Here is a 20,166-nt window from a genome sequence, read left to right on the forward strand (position 1 = left end):
GATCATAATAACAATATCATGATATTGTTATTATGATCGATTGCCACCAAAACAAACCCACTCTTTCAATCAGTCCCCCAGTCAGATTCCCGGTAAAATCCCTAGTTTCCGCACAAACCCGCATAAATCATCCGTCCAGGCAAAGCAATCCGCCAGGTAAACAAGTGCATAAATTATATGTTTGCTCGGCCATCCATATGTATATATATGTTTTCACCAACTTCATTTTGCGACCGGCAGGAATCGCCCTCACCACGTCACAATGTGAAACAATATTCCATCCAAAAAGTATAAATATAAAAATATATGTATTGATGCGGATGCTGCAGCAAAACCATTCCCCGTCGACCCACCGCGCCGCAGGCGCATTTCTGAATGACGCCCTCGTCAGCACGGATTCAGGTTGCTGATAAATCCGTCAAATCAAAAAAAACGAAAATATATAATTTGCAAAACGTAACCGACGAAACAATTCGCCTGCCTTCTACGAACACAAGAATATCGGAAAGCTTCAAAGCTTTTCCAGCTTGGCAAGAAAAAAACGATCACTCCAAAGATCCGTGGATTTAAGCTCAGCTGGACGAAGAAACCGTCGAACATCCCCGGCAGCCTCTTTCCAGTCGATACGTTTGATCGTTTCTGAAAGAGCCGCTTTCAGCCAGGCAGCATCTACATGGACAGTCTCATCTCCCGCCCATGGACCAGCCTGCATCAGCGCATTGCGCAAAAGGTCCAGATTCGGCGAGACGCTGCGGGACACATACCAGGAGAAGTCAAACCAATCACGCCCCTTGAGAAATCCACGGCATAGCAGAGCGTGTATCTTGAGCGCAAAATTGGAAGGCAAATCCTGATGGCGGACCTCATAATCAGCCGGAAAATCAAGATAGGTAGTTGCCTCACCCGATCCCGCAGGCGGATTAACGTCAATCTCAAGCTTGATACGAATTGTCTTGGGTCTCCCTCTTCCCGCAAATGACAGATCCAACTGGCTCGCGATGGAATCATCCTTGATAACAGCCTGCCGGATCGCCGTATCCATCCGCACCTTGGGATGTGCCTCCAATTCCAGCCCGAACTGGCTGACAACATCCGTCAGAACCTTGAGATAAGGAGACCAGTTGAAACCCGTGTCGGGAGCCCGCAGAAGAAAATCGAGGTCCTCGGAAAAACGCGGCAGGCCATGAAGAATGCGAAGGCTTGTGCCGCCTTGAAAAAGAGCCACATCGAAAAAATCGCCCCGCCACAAAGCGTAGAGTACGACCTCCTGCAGTATCTCCTTGACGGCATTCTCTTCCTCTATTGCACTCTCCGCCGCATAGTGCCGAAGCTTGTCCCGGATAATCTCAATCATGCCCTGACCTCGAGATCATGCAGACGCCTGGAAGGCATCAGGGCGCCTTCCAGCGCCCGGAGAAAGGCATTCGCAGCCTTGTGCTTGTACACCGGCTTCAATGCCGTAAAATCCGTACGTCGCAATCCGAAAAGGGCATCTTCCTCGATCCTCATACCAATCGTCAGCCATTCAAGCCCGCTCCACTCCACCTTGCGAAGCGCTACCAGATCCATAAGTGCCCGAAGAGGTCGGGCAACGAACGCAATCGAGCCGTTGAGCGGGACACGGTCAACACTCGTCATGAACCGATAATCGTTGATCGCCAGAGGATGATAGCTGAAGGTCCCGAACCCGGGCGTCGAAAAATCCTGGCTTTTGCGTCCAGGTGAAACACTGGCGGTAACAAACACCGCCTCCGGAATCCATCCATGGAACGACAGTGCTGTTTCGAAAGAGATATAGCTGCCCGGCACGAGGTTTTGGGCGACGGCAAACGGATGAACCGGGTCACGTCGATAGCGTCGCGCCAGCACATAACAACCACGCTTCAGGCGGATGAGGGACCCGTCTTTCAAAGCGCGGTTGACAAGGCCATAACGGCGCGCGTCACTGCCGCCCAGCAACTCGGCGAGTTGCCGGTCATTCAGAAAACGATCAGCCAATCCGGCTGCAGAAACCTGGTCCACCAACGAAGACATAATTCTTGATACTTCCAATTTATGAAAGTTTCAAGAATTTTTATAATTTTGCTACAGGTGCCGGAACCCGTTCCCGGTAGGACGTACCTGTTCAAGTATCGAGTGTCCACGCGGATCACAGCCAAAATAGAGCAATATGCAAGCGATCCAAAATCTCTTGCCAACAATGTGAAAATACTGACTGGCTCACAATTCATTCGCTTACGCGTTGCCGACTGGCGCATCATTATGGACGACCAGGGAAGTGTGCTGGAAGTCATAAAAATCGGGGCACGCGGCAGTATCTACGAATAGGAGGCAAATGATGCAAACCATAACCACTCCAAATAGGGAAACGCTCATCGTCCTTCCCCTGTCTGAATATGAAAGCCTTGTGGACAGGGCTGATGTCGCATCTGCTGAGAAGATCAAGACTAATATCGCCGCCGGGCATGACGAACTCGTTCCTGCCGTTGTCGTCAATCGTCTTCTTTCCGGCGACAACGCCGTAAAGTCTGGCGCGAGCATCGAAGAATGACCGCCAAGGACCTCGCAACTAAAGTCTCGATAAGTGCGCCCTATCTGTCAGAGATTGAAAGCGGCAAAAAAGCCGGAAGCCTCACCGTCCTGCGAAAAATCGCTCAGACACTCAACGTCGATATAGACGACCTGGCGTAAGCATTGCATCGCTATCAGGCCGAGCAATTCTCACGCCAATGACACTTGACTCCGCTCGGCAACTGCCGGGCATGATGCGCATGCCTGTTGTCTGAACAATCACCCTTGCCACGGATCGACAACGATCACGCCCGTACCATCGAAATCCCCAACATTCCGCGTCACGACGGCAAGGTTATGAACAAGCGCGGTCGAGGCGATCAACCATCGCCACTCCATACGGGGCCATCTCATCGGCCACCTGATCGCTCCTGAATTTGTCTACACCGCTTTCGAACGTTGTGAGTAATTCTCTCAAGGGTCCTCGTCGGATCGCTGGAGATGCCAGCGATATGCGGTGCTACCTCATCGCATGCGACGCTGACCAGTTGTGCGAGTTCCTCCACACGTTTCAGTGTCGATGCGCCGCTCAGTCCAATGTCATCAGCCAGTGCCTGCCAATCGGCACGCCGCAGGTCAGGCGCACGGAACCGACCGGAAACCCCCTGCGGCAGGCTCTGATCTACCTGGCCATAAACGGCAGCGCACATCAGGTCATAGAGCGGAGCCATCTTCGCGGATCCACCGGCACCGATCAGGATCGAGTAGTTTTTCGCATGCGAGTCAGAATTACAAATCAGGACATTGAAGATCACCGCGTCGAGAAGTTTCAGCCGTTCGCCAGGCGAAACAAGATCGCTGACAGCATCAAACATCATCTTCATGGTCACGCCCCGGCCGGTCGAGGATCGCTCGTATTTCTGCGAGGGGAAATGTCCTGTTAACTGGCAAAGATCTTCCTGATGCAGCCGGCGGATTTCCCCTTGCGGATCGGTGAAGCGATCATAGCGTTTCACAAGAAGATAACGTCGCTGGCCAGCCACTCCGATCGTCGCCTCGGCCGCGTCCAGCCCGCAGGCACGCGCAAGCGACAGGCAAAACGCCTCGTTCTCCACGCTCCCTGCAAGACGTTTCGTATCCGGCTTCAGGATATGCGTGGATGGCGTCCCGTCCACCGGAACTGAAATATGGCCATCCCCGTCTACAAACACCGGCAGTTTCTCCTGGACGCCCGCAAGCGACATGGAAACACCGCGCTCTCCGGCCAGAAAAGGTCTGGCAGGAAGTTCATTGAGAATACGCTCCAGTGCCTGCTCATCCGGCACGGGCTGGAGGTTGACACCCGCTTTCCGCGGCTCCCCGATCGACAGCGCCCCCGCCGTGTCACGTCCGATATGACCAAGCAGACCGACAATGTCCTGCGGAGAAACCTTGAGCCGCTGACCGATCTCGGCAAGATGTGTTTCCGGAAGCAGATTGGCAAGCCAGGGCAGCAGCTTCGCAGCACCCACGGGCCCGGAGCGCAGCGGCATGGTGAGCGACACCGGAAAGGCCGTGCGCCGTGCTTCCCAGCCCGCATCGTAGTCCATCCTCCATTCGCCTTCAAAAGTCAGACGGGCGACAGGCAGCGTCTCGTAAAAGATGGTCGTCATCAATCAGCACCGAACGTCGGCAGGAAGCTGAGGTCATCGTCCAGCGTGGATGGAGCAGCCCGAACGGTCCGGAGATCGCCGATCTCGATGCCGACGGTGCGCGCGACGATCAGCGCCTTTTCGAGCTGGCAGCTCGGTTTGCCGGATTCAAGCTCGACGATGAAGCGTTCACCCGTTCCGGAACGGGCAGCAAGCCCGGTTTGCGTCCAGCCAAGCGCTTTGCGTCTTTCCCTGATAGCAGCGCCGAAATCGCGCGCAGACCTGAACATCGTTAACCTCCATCGGATTACTTACCGTACAGGAAGATTTCCAAGAGATCAATATGCCGCTTCCCGATCGGTAAGTTTGACTCCCTGCGGTATTAAATCATCCTGATCGGGAAATCTCGCGCCCAGGGAAGCATCCTTTGAAATCCCCGACATGTATGGCCCGGCAACCCGTATTCCGGTTTGGATGTTCGTCAGAAGACTCAACCCAATTGAGTAAACCGGGATATCTCAAAACCGCCTCGCCATCCAATGGGAGCGACGGACCCGCCTTTGTGTGACCGGGTTTGACAAATGAATTGAACCGGAAGCGGCCACCAACCTTTGATTTTGCGGTCTCGATCAGCGACAGAATGGCGGCCGCCTTCGGTGCCATGAGGCCGCACGCCCGGAAGCCGGCGTTGCAACCTCCGCAGCTGGCAAAAGGCGCCTTGGAATGGCCCCACTACAATGGGTCAACCAATTGGGGAACCATCGATATCGCCCCATTAAAATGGATCAATATATGCGAATTGCCGCCCAGAAACAGGCGGGCTATCATTTCGAGTTGAGGGGCGGAACATCGCTTTCCAAGTGTTTGGGGATAACTGACCGCTTCTCCGACGATATCGATCTCAGGATAAATCCTCCTGATGATATGACCGTTGCCACCGGTCGAAATCAGGACAAGCCCAGGTAGATCGAAAGCCGGCGCAACTTCCATGACGGCTTGCCGCCGATATCCCGCCCGATGGAAGCCATCAAGCGGGATCATGTCTTCGATGATGAGAAGTTTCGAAGCGGAGGAGGTCGAGGTGCAGTTCATCGATCCCCGAGCGAATGTTATCCGGGCTGTGCAGTTTTCCCGAGCCAGCTCTTTCAGTCGAACGTAATCCAAGGCACTCCTTGCACCAGCCTTCCGCCATGCGCGCAGGAGTCGCCAATACGGGCAATCCTCTTGCCCTCTATCTTGGCGATCGAAGACCCACCTGTGATCTTGTCTGATGTCGTAGGCACTCCAGTGCAAAGCAGACTGTCACCGATCGTGGCCACGGGTACGCCTTCCACCGTTACAAAATTCTGCTGTGTAGAGACGACCGGTCCGCCAATATGCGGCCGAGGCCCAGGATCTATCATCGGGCAGACGTGCCAGTGTGCTTTCAACGTTACGGGCATTCCAGGCAAAGTAAACCTCCTGAGCTTGTCACGAAAGAGCTGAACGGTCTGGCGGAGTAGAAATTATCGGGATATCGGGATTAATCTCGATGAGTCTCGCGGGCGATGTCGTATCGCTGCAATCCACACTGATGTCCAAAAGCAAGCTTGGCAGTGGACTCGATGCGCAGAGCTCTGCCGCCGTACTGATTATGCGCTCCTTGATCGCGACATCTGGACGCACACCTTGCGGAACGGACTGCCACCTTGCGTCGACCATCTTGCCGTCGCGAACCCTGACCCGCAACTCTGCGTGCGAAGCTAGATCAACTGCCGGGAAGAAGTGCAGGAACGTCGGCACCTGCCCAATCACGAAGGCTTCCAGAATGATAGCCATACGGCTTGTCAATGACGCGAGCATTGCTGGTATCATTGCTGCCGCTTCAGACGACTCCATAATGCTAAAGGTCGGTACTTCCTTCCAACTGACCGGGCCAATCTTTGGGAACACCCGACCCCCGCGCAACTCGATGGTATGCAGGGCAATCTCCGGTATGGCGATCGCCTGCTGTTTCCAGCGTGCTCGATCGGAATTCCCGCGTAAAACCACCTCGATTTCGTCTGAACTCAGGGGAAGAGATGCTACAGGATGTGCCAGTGCAAATTCCTTATACAACGGAGGCCAGTTTTCGAACGCGGTCGTGATGATGTCGTCGGTATGTCTTTCCGCGACCGAACTCAAATGCGTATAAGCGTCCTGAAGCATCGCCCCCTCTCCAAAGTCAGAGATAATCCGGCGTCAGACCAGCCAGGAACTCATCGAAGTCCTTCGCGACTGTTCCGACCTGATCCCAGCCGTAACCGGCATCGCCGAAGGTTTTCGCCTTGATCACTATATAAAGAATACGTCCGTGGGTATCTGCATTCAGATCGAGTAAGCAGTGACCATAACCGCTATCGAATGTCAGGGGGTAAAGGCCTGCGGGCAGTCGCTCACCGGAGTTTCCATATAGCGGGTCAATGTAACGTTGGCGCGCCTCGATCATTTTGCCGGGACCGGCGATCGCATTGACGTCGGCTTTCTTCTTTTTTCCATCAGGGAAAACGACTTTCGTCTTGAAAGCAAAGATCTTCTTGCTGTTAAGGTCGCGGCTTCCGTAACTTAACCAGAAACTTTTAAGCGAATCCGGCAGGGTGACGCCTTCCGAGCGTTCAAATTCGTCGATCTCGGTATTGGCCACCGGCTTTTCCGCACGACCCATTTCATCAGGCTTGTCCAGCATATCCTTCAGGGCTGCATCCATTATTCTAAGAACCTCCAATTTACTAAACAAAGACCACCGGCCGACGCAGTGCCTCCGGTGGCAGAACTAGAAGAGTGGCGAGTCGATCATCGATGCGCCACCGACGTGTGCCACCCCGCCGCCTGCAGTATCGTGAACGACCCGTGGAACGTACCCGACGGTGCCATCTTCGAAGTGGTTGAGGACGTAGTCAGAGTGGCCTGGATTGGCAACTCCGAGCTCCCTCTGAAGTGTTCTGGCATCGGTCGCCGCATCACCCGTGACGACCGATATGTCTTGCTTTCCGCCCACGACATACTTGTCGAAGTCCGGAAACCCGTCTTTGTAAGCAATTCCGTCTACCTTGGTTCCGTCGGGAAGGGTTTTCGTCTCGCTGAACTTGAAAAAACCATTGCCATCGGCAGGTTGAGCAATCTTGTTGCCGGCGGCATCGGTCCAGTTGCCATTTTTTCCATTTGCAGGCATGCGACCGTTCGGCACTTTCTTGCATTCGGCGCAATTTTTCTTGGCGCGCTTTTTCTTCATCGCCTCGCGCACTTTCTCCAAAGCACGCTTCCTGGCCGCGATCGCCGCCTTTGCTCCCTTCATGCCTACCAGGCTCTCCTGCAGCGCTTTGGCGCTTTTGCCGAAGTAGGAGGCGATCGCTCCACCGAGCTTGGCCCCTTTAGGCCCATAACGGGCAAGGAGTTTGCTTTTGCCAATGAGATCGCCAAACGGCACAGCGGACACCGCAGAGAACAGGGCTCCCCACCAGTCGCCCTTCACAGCGCGGATGCCGGCGCTAGTCAGGTCGGCTGCGCCTGTTGGGTCGAAAATGCCAGCGACGTCAGTGATGATGGCCGGATCATCTTTTGCCATCTGCTTGACGTTCGACCAGATTCCGTCCTTCAGTTCCGTCTTATAAGCTTCGCTCATTGGAGAAGTTCTCCCTTGGCGTTCAGTTGTCGGGCAATCTCCTCAGGCAGCCATTCGCGGGGGTCGTCGATCGTTTCCGCGTCGTCCCAGGCGCGCGTCATGCGATCTTCGGTCATGCGGTCGAATTTCTCATTGGTGGTGAGGTCCGTTCGCCTGAGAATCTGGTTGAGGGCGGGCTCCTTGTGCCAACCAGGTGCGATCCGAAACATAAAGTCTATAAAGAGTTCGATGTGCTCCACGTCGTGAATGGCATAAGAGAACATCGCCAGCGAAATGCCATGGCTGATCATCTGATCGAGCACCTGCCGATCGACCTGTGCAATTGCCGGATAGAACTCTTCGTCGAGATTCTCGACGACATGCGCGACGAGCGCTGGACGATTGTAGAGCAGCGGTGCATCGATCTGCGACTGGGTCAGGTGCATCATCGGTCGAACGCGAGCTCCCTCCACTGAAATCTGGACCAGATCCGAGGGGATGTCCTTCACGTCGGATATCTCGTTATCGGATACATCGACCTTCTCTCCATCCGCTTCAAGCACATGCGTGGAAAGCCGTCCGTCACCATTGCTGCGGAACCAGGCAAAGGCATGCTCGCCCATTTCCGTACCGAGCCGCTCGATCCCACCGAGGAAATGCTCTCTCTGCTCGGCCGTGAGAAACGGCAACTGGCCGGCGATAATCATCGGATCGTAGAAGCGCCAGAATATGTGGTCTCCTTCGCCATCAACGACCTTCACGAACTTGCGAAAATGGGTAAAAATTTCGGCAAATTCCAGATTGCTTTCGGCGAAGACGCTCCAGCGTCGACCAAGACCTTCGCAGACAAGGTAACGGACGAGTTCTCCGCTTTCGTCGCACCTGAATAGCCATGGCGCATCGTCTTCGAATTCCTGCCGCGCATCGCCGATAAATAGGCATGCTCCCTCGTCAGTCATGCCTTGGGCGATTGTCAACAGGCCAGGATTGCGAGAGGGATCGACCAGGACGAACAGCTTCGAACCTGCATCTCGATTCTGCATGAACTCATTCTGGATTTGCGTTTTCAATGTTTCGACCATAGATCAGCTCTTCTTCGAACAATCTTCAGCAAACCCCTTGTCGGTCTTCTTGCCGGGGCCGCCGCGAGAGAAGTTTATCTGATTGCCTTTGATATCGACGCGCAGGCCCTTGATAAGTATCCCGCTTTCGTTGATCTCAATTCTGCCGCCCGGCGCCGTGAGTACGATCTTCTTGTTGGCGTTTACGTACCAGGTCTCGGAACGGCCTAGAAACTTGTCGTGCGTCCACAAATCGAAGAGTTCACCGACCTCCATTCGGATTGTTTTACCTACGGTGGTGCGCTGCTCTTTCCCGACGCTGGTAATATAGGTCTGGCCGACATTGGTGACCTTGCTCACCCCGATCTGTTCAGCCCGCGCTACACCGACGCTATCGGATTTGAACGTGCTGACGATCGTGTTCATGATGCCCGGCAGCGGAAACAATCCCGAAGCATCGGAACCGACGCCCGAGCCGGAGCCGGCAAGCGCCGTACCGGCGTCCGCACGCGGACTGGGACCGGAGACAACACCTTCGCGTGCGGAAAGACCGCCCGCACCGAGGAAACCTAGTGCCGATGAGGCAAGCGTGGTGGCGAAGGCCGCAACGCCGGGACCACCACCGCCTGCGATCCGGGCGGCCTGCGAAAGCAACCCCGCCGTCTGCCCGGAGAGCGCCTGTACGCCCGCCATGGCCATCATCGCCATCGGCCCCGTGCCGCCGACGACGGTGTTTACCGAGCCTCCGATCTCGTGTTTCTGGTTGCCGGAAACTTCCACCGCGCGGTTGCCGCCAACCGAGGCGACCTCGTGGCGGTCGATGCGCTTGGTCCGGTCATTCAATACCCGCGTCGTCTGGTCCTTCTGGGCGTGGAAGAACTGGTTCTCCTTGCCGGCCTCATCCTCAAAGGTGATTTCGTTGAAACCGTCGCCCTTGTGGCTGTTGGAACGCAGCACCATGCGCGTCTTGTTGGCCGGCAGGTCGTAAGGCACGGAATTGGCCGGATTGTTGACCACGCCAATGACCAGCGGCTTGTCCGGATCGCCATCGACAAAAGCGACCATCACTTCCATGCCGATGCGCGGGATAACCTGCGCACCCCATGTACCGCCGCCCCATGCCTGACTGACCCGCACCCAGCACGTATCCGTGCCATCCTTCTTCGCCTTGCGATCCCACGGGAACCACAGCTTGATACGGCCATACTGGTCAGGATGGATTTCTTCGCCTTCAGGGCCGGCGACGATCGCCACCTGCGTGCCTTCGATGCGCGGGCGTTTTGTTGACCGGTGTGGCGTCAGCGGCACACGGGCCGGAATTGCCTCAAAGTGATTGCGATATTCCGGCTCGTTGCCATTGGTCTCATAGGAGAGATCAACGATATTGTGGCTTGCCCTGATGATCACATGCTCTTCATAGGCGTGTTCAGGGTGGGCGACCTCGTAAGGCGTGAAGCGGCGGCCGGCCTCCAGAATGCGCGAGGTCGACGAACCGAATACCCGGTCGTGGTCGGCCTCGATCGCCTGGGTGCGCAGTTTCTGCGCCCGCTCCGCTTCTTCGACTGTCCTGATGCGGGCCGGGTATTCGTAGAGCTCGCGCTTCGTCGCATCCGGCATCTGCACCAGTGAGGGCGTCATTGTGCCCGGCACCATGCCCGGCGTCTCGAAATTCCAGTCCGCACCCGCGCGCTGGCCCGGGACATAGGAGAAACGCCGTGCCCAGTCGTTGATGTGGTTGCGATCCGACGAACCCTGCGCCAGACGCACCGTCCCCTCCCCCTGGGCGGCCGGTGATGGCCCAAGCCAGCCGCTGGCGCTATCGGCCACATGCAGCTTGTGGGAACCATCCTCATGGCTGAACCAGTAGAACAGACCATCCTCCTCGAAACGACGGGTGAGATAGTCGAGATCGGTCTCGTTAAACTGTACGCTGTAGTGCTGTGCAGGCGGCGGCGAGATGATGCCCGACGTGTCGGGAGCAGGAATGCCATGTTCGGAAAACAGCGTCTCAACGATCTCGACCGCCGTCTTGTCCATCCAGATACGGCAATCGGAGCGGCGCGACAGAAGCCACATTTGCGGGCGGAGGGTCATGGCGTAAGAGCGCAAACCGCGTGTGATCGGCGGGCCTTCATGCAGCTCCGTCACCAGGCCGTTGAACGGGCGACGGATGCCGCTGCCCTCTTCGCCATCGCCCTGTTGCACCTCGACCGAAACATCGACCAGCCGCCCGATCAGCTCTTCGGGCTTGACCGCTTCCTTCTTGGCCCGCACGGTCAGGCGGATGTCGAAGAGCTGCGATACGCCCTCCTCGACGGACAGGCGCTCCGGAAGAAGCTGATCCTCGCCCAAAGGCGACTTGACCTTGAGCACACGACTCGCCTGAATGAAGTCAGAGGATGAGGGCTGGTCATTCATTGCGAACCTCGATAGCAGAGCTCAAAAAATCAATCAGCTGTCAAAATCTCGACAGAATGCAATCAAACATTGTGGCGAAACCAAGGATTCAACATGAATTCTACAACCTGGATACGCCAAATATCCATCGATGACATCTGACAGGCCGGGGCACGGAGTGACAATCGAAAGAAATCCGAGACACACAAAACACGATGCCGGTACCTACGGCCTTAGCCGCGAAGAAGCCGCCGGGGCTCGCCACGGCTCCGGCTGGTGGGTCAGTATCAGGCGGCGCGGCCACCGGATCGTCAGGCTGTTCAAGGACAGCATCTACGGTTCCGGCGATTCCGCCTACCGTCAGGCACGCGCTTACCGCGACGCCATCATCCTTGCCATTCCGCCCGCCACCAACATCGAGCAGGCCGTGCTTCTGCGCAAGAACAACCGAAGCGGCATCTCCGGCGTCAGGCGTGTTGAGACAGCCGAAGGCGATGTGTGGCAGGCAACCTTAATGACCAGTGAGGGGCAGAAACGCGAGAACTTCTCCGTCGCCAAACTGGGCGAAGAGGCGGCAAAGTCGATGGCGATCACGCAACGGCGCAAATGGCTGAGGGCCCTGCCGGTGACACATCTTGCCTATGCGCATCACGCTGCGGAAGTGGCGCGCGCGCAGTTCGCCGACGAGCTTGCGCCGGCGGATGATGTTTTGCCCGGGGAGCGCCGGGCCGATGCTGACATCAAGGCGCGTATCAAGGAAATTAACGACCGGTTTGATGCAGCGCGGCCGAGGCGGTTGCGGGTTCGGGTAAAAAGCTATTCAACGGACAGGGTCACCATCGCGGTTTCCGATGCAGAAAGCCCCGCGCGGAAAAAACTCATGCATCTCAACAGGCGGGGCAAGACAGGGACCGAAATCATAGACGCGATCAACAGAAGCGTCCGGGAAACCGTAACGGCAATTCATGATGAGAAGACCGCGTGCTGGTTCAGTTCCACCTATGGCAACAAACTGCTCAATCCGCAGACATTCAACATTGATGAGGGTTTCAACGTGCTTGTTATCGTGCCCCGGGAATAGTGCATCTCATCGACTTGAGCTGATATTAATGACGGCGGACGTGCCGACCTGAACAAAGGAATAATCCACCGCGCCCCGCTTCCACAGTGCGGTTACGCTATTTATCGCATCATTCTTGTCGAGATTGTCTGGTGCTCCAAGCCGCTCCGATAATGCATCCATGAAACCGGCAGGCCTTGGCGTGGTAAACGCGCATGCCTTGTGTCCATCAGGACCAGCGGCAATCCAGAACGACAATAACTCCACTCCGCCTTCCCTCTTATGTCGCCAACCCACGAAATCAACAGAACCGCCATTAAAACCGACGAAGTTGCGACGCCACTCCTCAACGTCGGCATTGGACAGACGCTGCCAGTCGAGTTTGTCGCCGTTCACCATCGCTTCTTGCACAGTGGACGCTTCACAGATGTCGAGAAGGCGGTCGACCATCGTATCCGCCGGCGTGGCCGCGGCTTCCCCGAAGCTCAAAAATGCGGCAAAGCAGCTGATTGTCGATACCTTGAGGTACCGACGTCGGAACGTGCACGCTCCGTTTTTCATATCGTCACTCCGTTTTGGTCTCACCGCCATTTTGTCGCTGTAGACAACCTCCACGCCAAACGATCCCCCGGGAGGTCGCAGACTGATCGACGTTTGCGTTCCGGCAATCTCCGCACCGATAATCTCATTGTGCACAAACGGAACGCAACCCCGGATTTCCGCGCCCGGCCATCGACCATCCGGAAAAACAGGCCAGCATGATGCACGCCTCATATTTTACTTCCGGAAAACCAAACAAAGCTATGATAGAAATAGGAATAATTAAGAGAGAACAGTGAAAAAAGCGCGCATCTGTGCCCACGCGCCGTGATGCGCCGGCATCACAGCCTGGCGTCAACTTCGGGGCCTGAAGCTTACCTCGAAGGTCTTCCATTGACGCCCGTCAGCCGACCCGGCAACCTCATACCATGACCCTGACCAACAGTTTCATTGCCGAGCTCATCCGCGACGCCAACAGGCTTGATCGCCTCGACAGCTGGCAGAAGCGACGTATGCTGGAACGGGCAGTAACGACAATCCGCGACATGCGCGAAACAATCGGCATCCCATCCGGCCCCGGCCGTGACAGTCTCCTCGACATCCACACCGTCGCCCTGTCAATCGAACGCGGATGGCGCAGCGATGAAGAGATCCGGAACGCCCTGCTGCAGGCAGCCGCCATGATACGCGACCTGCATATCGTCCTCGACAGCAAAACCGAAATCAGCCTCGTCAAACCTGCCGGTTGGGGGGCGGCGCCATCGTCGGACGGCCAAATGCCAGATCATACCGGCAACATTCAGCCCGCAATATTAGGATTTTATTAACCATGCGGAGCCACCCTTCCCTCTCAGCAACGATGGAGGTTGGCTATGGCTTACGACTGGAATCGCAATGAACGCGACGGCAGGTTGGATGAACTGGCGGCAGCTCTGATATTCTTCACCGTCGTCACCCTGCTTCTGGCATCCGCCTATCTGGTGACAAGCCTTGCCGCATAGGCAGGGCGTGGCGTGCTTCGCTGGCTGACCATCACAGGGCGCTGAAGGCCCGGCGACGATACTGTGCGTCACCACAGACCGCTGCCGGGCCTGCGTCACGCCGCTCACACGGCAATCCTGTCCCTTTCCTCCTGAAACCGCCTCTCGCGCGTCTTCGGCCGCAGCAGGCGGATACGCGACTGCGGCTCGATCACAGACCAGTGCGGCTGGATCAGCTCACGCAGCATCTTGCGCAGTTCCGGCCAGGGGGTCTCTTCATTGCGAAGCTCCGGATCATACATCACCAGCATGCAGTGGAGCTTGGCGGCAATGTCGTGGATGTAATAGGGCTGCAGCGAAATCAGCACACGCCCGGCAATACCCTCGAACCGGGCAAGGTCCTGCGCCTTCGCAAGACTGGCGCTGTAACCGATGCGGCGGTCAGCCGCATTCCATGCCCGTCTCAGTCTCAGCAACTCCAGACGCGCGCTCTCTGCGGCTTCAGCACCGATGCGCGGCGCAAGCTCCCTGATCTTCCCGAAAGAGGATACGGTCCCGACCGACGGACCACCATCGTCAACGGAAATCACGACAGCAGGACGACCGCCGGTCTCTTCCAGCAGTCGCGCCTCAAGTTCCCGGCATTCCCGCTCGGCGGCAAGCCGCTGCTGATACATGTCATACCAGTCCGGCCACAGCTCCTTGGCATGGACCGGTCCGGCAATCGTGCGCGAGGGAAGATCGTTGAGCAGCATCGGCAGGATCCGTGCGGCAAGCGGCAAAAGATTGCGCCGGTTGATCACGCTTGGCAGATTGTCGACGAACGTCTCGTTGGGGAATGCATTTGCGCACGAAATTTTAGGTAAAGTTCTGCTATTCTCAGAATCAGCCATGATCCAAGCTCCTGATAGCTAGATTGTGGTCAGGTCGAGTAAGGTGTTACAGCACCTGCTCGGCCGTTGCGTCAGCAGCTCTGAGACTACCCGGCTTGCATTTTTTATGTCAAGGTTATAATTTGATAACACACGATCAAATTCGAATGGCGAGAGCAGCCCTCAGATGGGGTGTTAGAGATCTGGCAGCAAAAGCAAAAGTAACTGCCGCAACGATCACCCGTATCGAATCCGGTAAATCAGGACACGCTGCAACTCTCATTGCGATTCGTCTTGCATTTGAAGAAGCCGGACTCGTTTTCATTGACGAGAACGGCGGTGGTGTCGGCGTCCGTTTTGCAAAACCGGCGTCAGAGACAGGCGTTTGAACCGCTCCTTTTGACGCTTCGATGATATAACCGCAGAGACCTCGCTCGCGCGACCACAAGCGCCGAGATACACATCCAGGTCAGCCCGTCAAACAACGGATATCGACAGCAAGCGATCGACGATTGATCTGGCAGCTTCCGAGACTGAAACATGACCATGACAGACAATCTCCGCGGCCACATTCTCCTTCTCTCCGGGCATCCCGGCTCCGGCAAGTCCACAATCGCCGAAACGCTTGCACGCCTGCCCGGTGTGCCAAAGGTGCATTTCCACAGCGATGATCTGTGGGGTTACATCAAGCACGGCCGCATCGCCCCTTGGCTTCCGGAGTCCGATCATCAGAACCGGATGATCATGCAGATCGCTGCCGACGTTGCCGGTCGCTACGCCGAGGCAGGTTATTTCGTCATCCTCGATGGCGTCGTGCGACCGGACTGGCTGCCGGCCTTCACGGCGCTTTCGCGCCCGCTGCATTACATCGTGCTGCGCACGACAGTGAAGGAGGCGATTGAACGCTGTCAGGCACGCGGTGGCGACAGCCTCGGCGATCCGCTTGTCGTCGCCGATCTCCACTCGCAGTTTGCCGATCTCGGCGCCTTTGAACATCACGTCCTGTCAGTATCGGACAAGGACAAACAGGCTGCCCTGCACTCGGTCATCAATGCGCTGCAATCGACGCGTTTCCGTCTGGATGCATCGATCGATGGCGACCGATAACGCGGAAATGGGTGAAGCACGCGTGTCTGCACCGACAATCTACCTCCTCCGTCACGGCGAAACTGTCCGGAACTGCCTTGGCCGGTTTCAGGGGCAGTGCCCTGACGACCGGTTGCCATGGCAAATGGAAGCGGTTATAAGGATTTTTGAATTTCCTTATAACGACTGTGCCGATTTATCGCGATCCTGGCTATAAGGAAAAAAACAAAACCTTATAATGACACACGTCGCCGCAAGGATCGCATGTCTTGAAACAGATTGACCTCGCATACAGGACAATGTTCGCGGAACTGGCGCAGCGATCGTTCGATGGGCAGTTCTCCACCGACTTCCCTCATAATGGACGGTTCGTGAACGTCCCCGTTAAAGGCAAGGGTTACTGGTACTTCGAGTATCCGACCCCCGATGGTGACAAGCGGCGCTATGTAGGGCCGGAAGCAGACGCGGAAATAACCGCGAGGGTACACGCCCACAGGGAAGTCAAAGACGACCTCAGAGAGCGGCGTCGGCTCGTTAACGCCCTTACACGAACTGGTGGCATGGCGGCGCCTGAACGTTTTGCCGGCGAAGTAACGAAAGCTCTTGCAGATGCCGGATTGTTTCGCCTTCGAGCGCTTATCATAGGCTCGGTTGCGTTCAGCTGCTATTCAGGGCTGCTCGGGGTTCGCCTTCCAAATGCCGCGCTCCAGACGGGCGACGCCGACTACGCCCAGGATTTTGCAATAAGCTCAGAGATTGGGGACAGCCTGCCACCAATCCTGGACGTCTTGCATACCGTCGATCCGTCCTTCAGAGCGGTACCACATCAGGCGGACAAGGCGCGTGTGGTCGCCTTCGTGAACTCGGACAACTATCGCGTGGAGTTCCTGACGGGGAACCGCGGGTCGAACGACCATACGGGCAAGCCGTCACCCATGCCTGCTCTCGGCGGCGCGTCGGCGGAAAACCTTCGCTTTCTGGACTATCTGATCTACGAACCCGTGAGAACGGTGCTGCTGTATAGAGAAGGCGTCAGCGTCAACGTCCCCGCTCCCGAGCGCTATGCCGTTCACAAGTTGATTGTCGCGTCTCGCAGGCGCAACGATGCCCTGGGCAGAGCAAAGCGTGACAAGGATCTTCAACAAGCATCCCTGTTGTCAGAGGCCCTGGTGGAAACACGGCAAGGATATTCGCTCGCCGACGCCTGGAACGAGGCGTGGGAACGCGGTCCTGCATGGCAGGAAGCGATCACTTCAGGACTCGCCATAATGCCTGAGAAAGCCAGGTTGCCCTTGGCAGTCGCGCTCGGCGTTTCCGCCGCTGATCTGGGCAAAAGATGATGGTAACCCCAGTTCAGATGCCCGAACTTCCCGTTCCGCAGGACGGGTTCTACCGGCTTCATAGCGGCAGTTGCAAACTCGTCACCGGTTGACCATCCAAAACTGCGCCTGCTCAGTAACGGACCGTTATTCTGCCGGCGAAACGTACTCGCGAGCCTCGCACGAAACGGCTGCCGCGGCGCTGATGCCGGAACCGGTTTGACGTTTAATCGATATGGAGAAACCCATGCCGACACTTCACGACATCTATCTCGCCTATCTCGACTGCCTCAACCGTCAGGCCTTCGATGAACTCGGCACCTTCGTCGACGATACAGTCGAACACAACGGCCGACCATTCGGGCTGTCGGGCTATCGCGACATGCTGGAGAACGACTTTGCCGACATTCCCGACCTGCGGTTCGAGGCAGAGATCCTTGTCAGCGACGCGACCCGGGTCGCCGCCCGGCTTTCGTTCGATTGCACGCCCGGGGCCACCTTCATGGGCCTTCCGGTCAATGGCAGGAGGGTTCAGTTCTGCGAGCATGTGTTCTACGAATTTGAGCACATGAAAATCCGCAGGGTCTGGTCGGTCATCGACAAGGCCGCAATCGAACGTCAACTTGGGTGACGGCCTTGGCCTTGCAAAGACATCTGCGGCCGGCAAAGGCCCGTAAAATTACCCTGACGAGCGCGATCGCAAGCGACTTCCCACCGCGCCCGGGCAGTCTCCAGTTTATGCAGACAGTCGCCGAGATCGTGGGCGTTGCACAAAGGTTACATCATTTTTCAGGGAAAACGCATATGAATGATCTCTCATGTAAGGGAGTTCAGAGACTATGAAGAAAATCGTATCGACTATCGCATTCGTGCTCGCCGCATCGACTGCAATGGCGGCCGATGCCGTATCAGAAGTTCCTGCAGCCCCGGCAGCAGACGTTGCACCGCTGTTCAGCTGGACCGGATTTACAGCCGGTGTCCAGGCCGGTTACGGCTGGAATCAAAACGACGCTTCGATCGTGGGCCTTCCAGGTGAAACATCCGCAGACTTTGACGGCGCTCTTGCCGGCGGGTTCGTCGGTTTCAACTATGACCTTGGCAACAGCTGGGTCGTTGGCCTTGAAGCAGACTTCGAAAAGAACTGGGGCGACGATTCCGCCACTATTCTGGGCACAAGCTTCGACTACGGGTTCGACTGGCAGGGCTCGGTCCGCGGCCGCGTTGGCTACGCATTTGACCGTGCACTGGTCTATGGTACCGCAGGCTGGGCCTACGCTCGCGGCTATGCGGAAGTTCCAGGCGTTGCCGACGTGAAGGAAACCTTCAACGGTTACACCGTCGGCGTTGGTCTCGACTACGCGTTTACCGACATGGTGTTCGGACGCATCGAGTACCGTTACACCGACTTCGGCGACAAGGATTTCAATTTCGGTGGCGCTGCAATCAACGCAGATGTCGACCAGCATGCAATCCGCGTCGGCCTCGGCGTAAAATTCTGATCCACCCGGACAAGAAACAGCGAAAGCCCGGCCATCGTGCCGGGCTTTTTCCTTGTCCTTTTCCGAAGGCAGGAGAGCGACAAACCGGGGGTAAACAAGTGCGAGCGACCTGTTCGCCACGCCTCATGGCACCACAATGATTGAAAACGCCGACCAGCACCGGACACGGTCAGGCACGCTCCCGCCAACCGCCAGCAAACGTCAACCGTTCCCGTCCGCGTTTTCCCCATTGAGCAAATCCTCAAGCAGTTGACGATCGGCATCCTGCGGCGTCATCTGCGGCAGCTGACGCCGCAGCAAGTCGCGCAACATCCGCACGTCCGGCCCCTCTGCCGATTGTCGAAGTTCGCTGACCACCCACGTGCCCAGCAGCATTTTCCGCCGTACCTCAAGCCGCCGTTCCCGTGCGGCAAGCCGTGCCATCAGCGAGCGCTTGCGTGCCTCCAGTTCCTCGATGCGACGGGCAACCGGTTTACGCACCATCACGGGTTACCTCGCAAGCTGTGGGGGCCTTGTTCTCCATCAGCCTCACCCTCACCAGATGACCGCCCTCGCCACAGCGCCGGACGTTTATGGCAGGGCAGGCCTCAACGAAACCGCCAAGTCCGGCAAAACCGAAGTGGCGCGGATTGAACGCCGGCTCATGCAAGGCAAGCCAGAGACCGACCTTCGCCAGAGGTGACCAGCCGTCCTCCTCGATACTGGCAGACACGGCCTCTTCCATCATCGCCAGCATCTGCTGCGCGACATGGGCGGAGAGATCTGTTTCCCTGCCGGCGGTTCGCTCTGCGTCTGCTGTTGTGGCGGAGAGCCACCGCATCTCTTTGGACGGCCGCAGCCTGTCGAAACGGGTAAAGCTGCTGCAGGCGGCAATGAAGGAAGACGGTGTCTGCCGGCCACCAAATCCGTGCACGGCGATCCCCTCTTCGCGGATGCGTACCGCCAGCCGGGTAAAGTCGCCATCACTCGAGACGATGCAGAAACCGTCGAGGCGGTTCCGGTGCAAAAGATCCATCGCATCGATGATCATGGCGCCATCGGTGGCGTTCTTTCCCGGACAATTTGCAAACTGCTGAACCGGCTGGATGGCGTGATCGCCAGGCCGGCTTTTCCAGCCCCTCATGGTTGCCTGTGTCCAGTCGCCATAGAGACGCCGGACCGTTGCATCTCCCAGCATCGCGATCACGCCGAACAGCCCGTCCACGATTTCCGGCGAGACATTGTCACCATCGATCAGCACCGCCAGCCTTGGGCCATGCCCGCCCGTGACGCTGCCTGAGTTTGGATATTCCGCGTTGGCACCTGATCTTGCCCTCGACCTCGCGAACCTGACCGCATCCATCACCATCTCCATTGCTCCCGGTGTCACAGGGCCGATGGTAGCGAGGATCGTTTTGCAGGGCATTCTGGTGAATTCACCATAGAGCCAGCCATCCCCCGTCCCGCTAGACTGAATTCGACAAGGGCGCACTTACGAGTTGCCGCCCTGGCGGCAGGCAAGACATCCAAGGGCTGACGTCCGGTTGTTTCCGGTGACCCGCGGCCGGGACGGGGCGGAATCGGGTTTTTCTGCCGGCGCGTTTTATCGGGA

The 20,166-nt window shown here is 57.0% G+C and carries 22 protein-coding genes and 3 pseudogenes; 10 read left to right on the forward strand and 15 right to left on the reverse strand.

All coding sequences use genetic code 11. The features are described from left to right. Positions 1 to 511: 511 nt before the first annotated feature. Positions 512 to 1,354: a nucleotidyl transferase AbiEii/AbiGii toxin family protein gene (locus tag V6R85_RS18050; RefSeq protein ID WP_060726837.1), complete on the reverse strand. Its 843-nt coding sequence runs from the start codon at positions 1,352 to 1,354 to the stop codon at positions 512 to 514. After that, positions 1,351 to 2,034, reverse strand: coding sequence for a type IV toxin-antitoxin system AbiEi family antitoxin domain-containing protein (locus V6R85_RS18055; RefSeq protein ID WP_111791546.1), 684 nt, complete (start codon positions 2,032 to 2,034; stop codon positions 1,351 to 1,353). The genes V6R85_RS18050 and V6R85_RS18055 overlap by 4 nt, the downstream gene beginning before the upstream one ends. Positions 2,035 to 2,338: 304 nt before the next feature. Between V6R85_RS18055 and V6R85_RS18060 the strand changes: the two are divergent. Beyond that, positions 2,339 to 2,691: pseudogene (locus tag V6R85_RS18060) on the forward strand (helix-turn-helix domain-containing protein). A gap of 99 nt (positions 2,692 to 2,790) precedes the next feature. Here V6R85_RS18060 and V6R85_RS18065 read toward each other — a convergent pair. From V6R85_RS18065 to V6R85_RS18075, 3 genes and pseudogenes are all read right to left on the reverse strand, one after another. Continuing rightward, a pseudogene (locus V6R85_RS18065) lies at positions 2,791 to 2,895 on the reverse strand (VapC toxin family PIN domain ribonuclease); the annotation flags it as partial. 26 nt (positions 2,896 to 2,921) lie between these two features. Next, positions 2,922 to 4,163, reverse strand: coding sequence for a type II toxin-antitoxin system HipA family toxin (locus V6R85_RS18070; RefSeq protein ID WP_077998361.1), 1,242 nt, complete (start codon positions 4,161 to 4,163; stop codon positions 2,922 to 2,924). Next, positions 4,163 to 4,432, reverse strand: a complete 270-nt coding sequence (locus tag V6R85_RS18075; protein WP_060726840.1) for a helix-turn-helix domain-containing protein — start codon at positions 4,430 to 4,432, stop codon at positions 4,163 to 4,165. Before V6R85_RS18075 ends, V6R85_RS18070 begins: the two co-directional genes overlap by 1 nt. 502 nt (positions 4,433 to 4,934) lie before the next feature. Here V6R85_RS18075 and V6R85_RS26055 point away from each other — a divergent pair. Continuing rightward, entirely contained in the window at positions 4,935 to 5,108 is a 174-nt protein-coding gene (locus tag V6R85_RS26055) for a nucleotidyl transferase AbiEii/AbiGii toxin family protein (RefSeq protein WP_162266712.1), read from the forward strand. 179 nt (positions 5,109 to 5,287) lie between these two features. On the opposite strand, the gene V6R85_RS18085 is transcribed toward V6R85_RS26055, so the two are convergent. The 6 genes from V6R85_RS18085 to tssI all read right to left on the reverse strand — a co-directional run bounded on the left by V6R85_RS18085 (position 5,288) and on the right by tssI (position 11,240). Beyond that, entirely contained in the window at positions 5,288 to 5,584 is a 297-nt protein-coding gene (locus tag V6R85_RS18085) for a PAAR domain-containing protein (protein WP_162266713.1), read from the reverse strand. A 28-nt stretch (positions 5,585 to 5,612) separates the two neighbouring features. Next, on the reverse strand, positions 5,613 to 6,329 hold the full coding sequence (locus tag V6R85_RS18090) for a hypothetical protein (protein WP_111791548.1): 717 nt from the start codon (positions 6,327 to 6,329) through the stop codon (positions 5,613 to 5,615). 16 nt (positions 6,330 to 6,345) lie between these two features. Then, a complete protein-coding gene (locus V6R85_RS18095; protein ID WP_060726843.1) occupies positions 6,346 to 6,867 on the reverse strand; it encodes an SMI1/KNR4 family protein in 522 nt (173 codons plus the stop codon). 66 nt (positions 6,868 to 6,933) lie between these two features. Next, positions 6,934 to 7,782 (reverse strand): hypothetical protein, encoded by an 849-nt coding sequence (locus V6R85_RS18100; protein ID WP_060726844.1) that lies wholly within the window; start codon positions 7,780 to 7,782, stop codon positions 6,934 to 6,936. Next, positions 7,779 to 8,843, reverse strand: coding sequence for a DUF4123 domain-containing protein (locus tag V6R85_RS18105; protein WP_060726845.1), 1,065 nt, complete (start codon positions 8,841 to 8,843; stop codon positions 7,779 to 7,781). The genes V6R85_RS18100 and V6R85_RS18105 overlap by 4 nt, the downstream gene beginning before the upstream one ends. Positions 8,844 to 8,846: 3 nt before the next feature. Next, entirely contained in the window at positions 8,847 to 11,240 is a 2,394-nt protein-coding gene (tssI, locus tag V6R85_RS18110) for a type VI secretion system tip protein TssI/VgrG (protein WP_336377107.1), read from the reverse strand. A 157-nt stretch (positions 11,241 to 11,397) separates the two neighbouring features. Here tssI and V6R85_RS18115 point away from each other — a divergent pair, with 157 nt between their 5' ends. Further along, a complete protein-coding gene (locus tag V6R85_RS18115) occupies positions 11,398 to 12,300 on the forward strand; it encodes a hypothetical protein (protein ID WP_336377108.1) in 903 nt (300 codons plus the stop codon). 6 nt (positions 12,301 to 12,306) lie between these two features. Here the strand turns inward: V6R85_RS18115 and V6R85_RS18120 are convergent, their stop codons facing one another. Beyond that, entirely contained in the window at positions 12,307 to 12,840 is a 534-nt protein-coding gene (locus V6R85_RS18120; protein ID WP_336377109.1) for a hypothetical protein, read from the reverse strand. Positions 12,841 to 13,247: 407 nt separating this feature from the next. On the opposite strand from V6R85_RS18120, the pseudogene V6R85_RS18125 reads away from it, so the two are divergent. Next, a pseudogene (locus tag V6R85_RS18125) lies at positions 13,248 to 13,565 on the forward strand (hypothetical protein); the annotation flags it as partial. Positions 13,566 to 13,691: 126 nt separating this feature from the next. Continuing rightward, positions 13,692 to 13,820, forward strand: a complete 129-nt coding sequence (locus V6R85_RS18130) for a hypothetical protein (RefSeq protein WP_336377110.1) — start codon at positions 13,692 to 13,694, stop codon at positions 13,818 to 13,820. Between the two features lie 104 nt (positions 13,821 to 13,924). Here V6R85_RS18130 and V6R85_RS18135 read toward each other — a convergent pair whose 3' ends face one another. After that, positions 13,925 to 14,692, reverse strand: coding sequence for a hypothetical protein (locus V6R85_RS18135; protein ID WP_162695488.1), 768 nt, complete (start codon positions 14,690 to 14,692; stop codon positions 13,925 to 13,927). A gap of 146 nt (positions 14,693 to 14,838) precedes the next feature. Here V6R85_RS18135 and V6R85_RS18140 point away from each other — a divergent pair, with 146 nt between their 5' ends. The 5 genes from V6R85_RS18140 to V6R85_RS18160 all read left to right on the forward strand — a co-directional run bounded on the left by V6R85_RS18140 (position 14,839) and on the right by V6R85_RS18160 (position 18,575). Beyond that, positions 14,839 to 15,060: a transcriptional regulator gene (locus V6R85_RS18140; RefSeq protein ID WP_111834024.1), complete on the forward strand. Its 222-nt coding sequence runs from the start codon at positions 14,839 to 14,841 to the stop codon at positions 15,058 to 15,060. 151 nt (positions 15,061 to 15,211) lie between these two features. Then, entirely contained in the window at positions 15,212 to 15,778 is a 567-nt protein-coding gene (locus tag V6R85_RS18145; protein ID WP_060727152.1) for an AAA family ATPase, read from the forward strand. Between the two features lie 248 nt (positions 15,779 to 16,026). Beyond that, a complete protein-coding gene (locus V6R85_RS18150; RefSeq protein ID WP_060727153.1) occupies positions 16,027 to 17,097 on the forward strand; it encodes a nucleotidyltransferase family protein in 1,071 nt (356 codons plus the stop codon). 226 nt (positions 17,098 to 17,323) lie between these two features. After that, positions 17,324 to 17,707 (forward strand): ester cyclase, encoded by a 384-nt coding sequence (locus tag V6R85_RS18155; RefSeq protein WP_060727154.1) that lies wholly within the window; start codon positions 17,324 to 17,326, stop codon positions 17,705 to 17,707. A gap of 208 nt (positions 17,708 to 17,915) precedes the next feature. Continuing rightward, positions 17,916 to 18,575 carry an outer membrane protein gene (locus V6R85_RS18160; RefSeq protein WP_060723868.1) on the forward strand — a complete coding sequence of 220 codons (660 nt, stop codon included), beginning with the start codon at positions 17,916 to 17,918 and terminating at the stop codon, positions 18,573 to 18,575. Between the two features lie 201 nt (positions 18,576 to 18,776). On the opposite strand, the gene V6R85_RS18165 is transcribed toward V6R85_RS18160, so the two are convergent. Together V6R85_RS18165 and V6R85_RS18170 are read right to left on the reverse strand one after the other, a co-directional pair. Next, positions 18,777 to 19,058, reverse strand: a complete 282-nt coding sequence (locus tag V6R85_RS18165; protein ID WP_111834023.1) for a mobilization protein — start codon at positions 19,056 to 19,058, stop codon at positions 18,777 to 18,779. Next, positions 19,048 to 19,917, reverse strand: coding sequence for an NYN domain-containing protein (locus tag V6R85_RS18170; protein WP_111834039.1), 870 nt, complete (start codon positions 19,915 to 19,917; stop codon positions 19,048 to 19,050). Before V6R85_RS18170 ends, V6R85_RS18165 begins: the two co-directional genes overlap by 11 nt. Positions 19,918 to 20,166: the final 249 nt, after the last annotated feature.

This window comes from Agrobacterium sp. CCNWLW32, from assembly GCF_037083425.1.
Taxonomy (GTDB): Bacteria; Pseudomonadota; Alphaproteobacteria; order Rhizobiales; family Rhizobiaceae; genus Agrobacterium; species Agrobacterium radiobacter.

What these genes read in the sequence shown, in the direction of transcription:
- V6R85_RS18075 (WP_060726840.1), bottom strand. Translation starts at nt 4,432, where the DNA reads ATGTTCAGGTCTGCGCGCGATTTCGGCGCTGCTATCAGGGAAAGACGC.
- V6R85_RS18145 (WP_060727152.1), top strand. Translation starts at nt 15,212, where the DNA reads ATGACCATGACAGACAATCTCCGCGGCCACATTCTCCTTCTCTCCGGG.
- V6R85_RS18155 (WP_060727154.1), top strand. Translation starts at nt 17,324, where the DNA reads ATGCCGACACTTCACGACATCTATCTCGCCTATCTCGACTGCCTCAAC.
- V6R85_RS18090 (WP_111791548.1), bottom strand. Translation starts at nt 6,329, where the DNA reads ATGCTTCAGGACGCTTATACGCATTTGAGTTCGGTCGCGGAAAGACAT.
- V6R85_RS18135 (WP_162695488.1), bottom strand. Translation starts at nt 14,692, where the DNA reads ATGGCTGATTCTGAGAATAGCAGAACTTTACCTAAAATTTCGTGCGCA.
- V6R85_RS18095 (WP_060726843.1), bottom strand. Translation starts at nt 6,867, where the DNA reads ATGGATGCAGCCCTGAAGGATATGCTGGACAAGCCTGATGAAATGGGT.
- V6R85_RS18165 (WP_111834023.1), bottom strand. Translation starts at nt 19,058, where the DNA reads ATGGTGCGTAAACCGGTTGCCCGTCGCATCGAGGAACTGGAGGCACGC.
- V6R85_RS18100 (WP_060726844.1), bottom strand. Translation starts at nt 7,782, where the DNA reads ATGAGCGAAGCTTATAAGACGGAACTGAAGGACGGAATCTGGTCGAAC.
- tssI (WP_336377107.1), bottom strand. Translation starts at nt 11,240, where the DNA reads ATGAATGACCAGCCCTCATCCTCTGACTTCATTCAGGCGAGTCGTGTG.
- V6R85_RS18070 (WP_077998361.1), bottom strand. Translation starts at nt 4,163, where the DNA reads ATGACGACCATCTTTTACGAGACGCTGCCTGTCGCCCGTCTGACTTTT.
- V6R85_RS18050 (WP_060726837.1), bottom strand. Translation starts at nt 1,354, where the DNA reads ATGATTGAGATTATCCGGGACAAGCTTCGGCACTATGCGGCGGAGAGT.
- V6R85_RS26055 (WP_162266712.1), top strand. Translation starts at nt 4,935, where the DNA reads ATGCGAATTGCCGCCCAGAAACAGGCGGGCTATCATTTCGAGTTGAGG.
- V6R85_RS18140 (WP_111834024.1), top strand. Translation starts at nt 14,839, where the DNA reads ATGGCGAGAGCAGCCCTCAGATGGGGTGTTAGAGATCTGGCAGCAAAA.
- V6R85_RS18105 (WP_060726845.1), bottom strand. Translation starts at nt 8,843, where the DNA reads ATGGTCGAAACATTGAAAACGCAAATCCAGAATGAGTTCATGCAGAAT.
- V6R85_RS18120 (WP_336377109.1), bottom strand. Translation starts at nt 12,840, where the DNA reads ATGAAAAACGGAGCGTGCACGTTCCGACGTCGGTACCTCAAGGTATCG.
- V6R85_RS18170 (WP_111834039.1), bottom strand. Translation starts at nt 19,917, where the DNA reads ATGGATGCGGTCAGGTTCGCGAGGTCGAGGGCAAGATCAGGTGCCAAC.
- V6R85_RS18055 (WP_111791546.1), bottom strand. Translation starts at nt 2,034, where the DNA reads ATGTCTTCGTTGGTGGACCAGGTTTCTGCAGCCGGATTGGCTGATCGT.
- V6R85_RS18085 (WP_162266713.1), bottom strand. Translation starts at nt 5,584, where the DNA reads ATGCCCGTAACGTTGAAAGCACACTGGCACGTCTGCCCGATGATAGAT.
- V6R85_RS18160 (WP_060723868.1), top strand. Translation starts at nt 17,916, where the DNA reads ATGAAGAAAATCGTATCGACTATCGCATTCGTGCTCGCCGCATCGACT.
- V6R85_RS18130 (WP_336377110.1), top strand. Translation starts at nt 13,692, where the DNA reads ATGGCTTACGACTGGAATCGCAATGAACGCGACGGCAGGTTGGATGAA.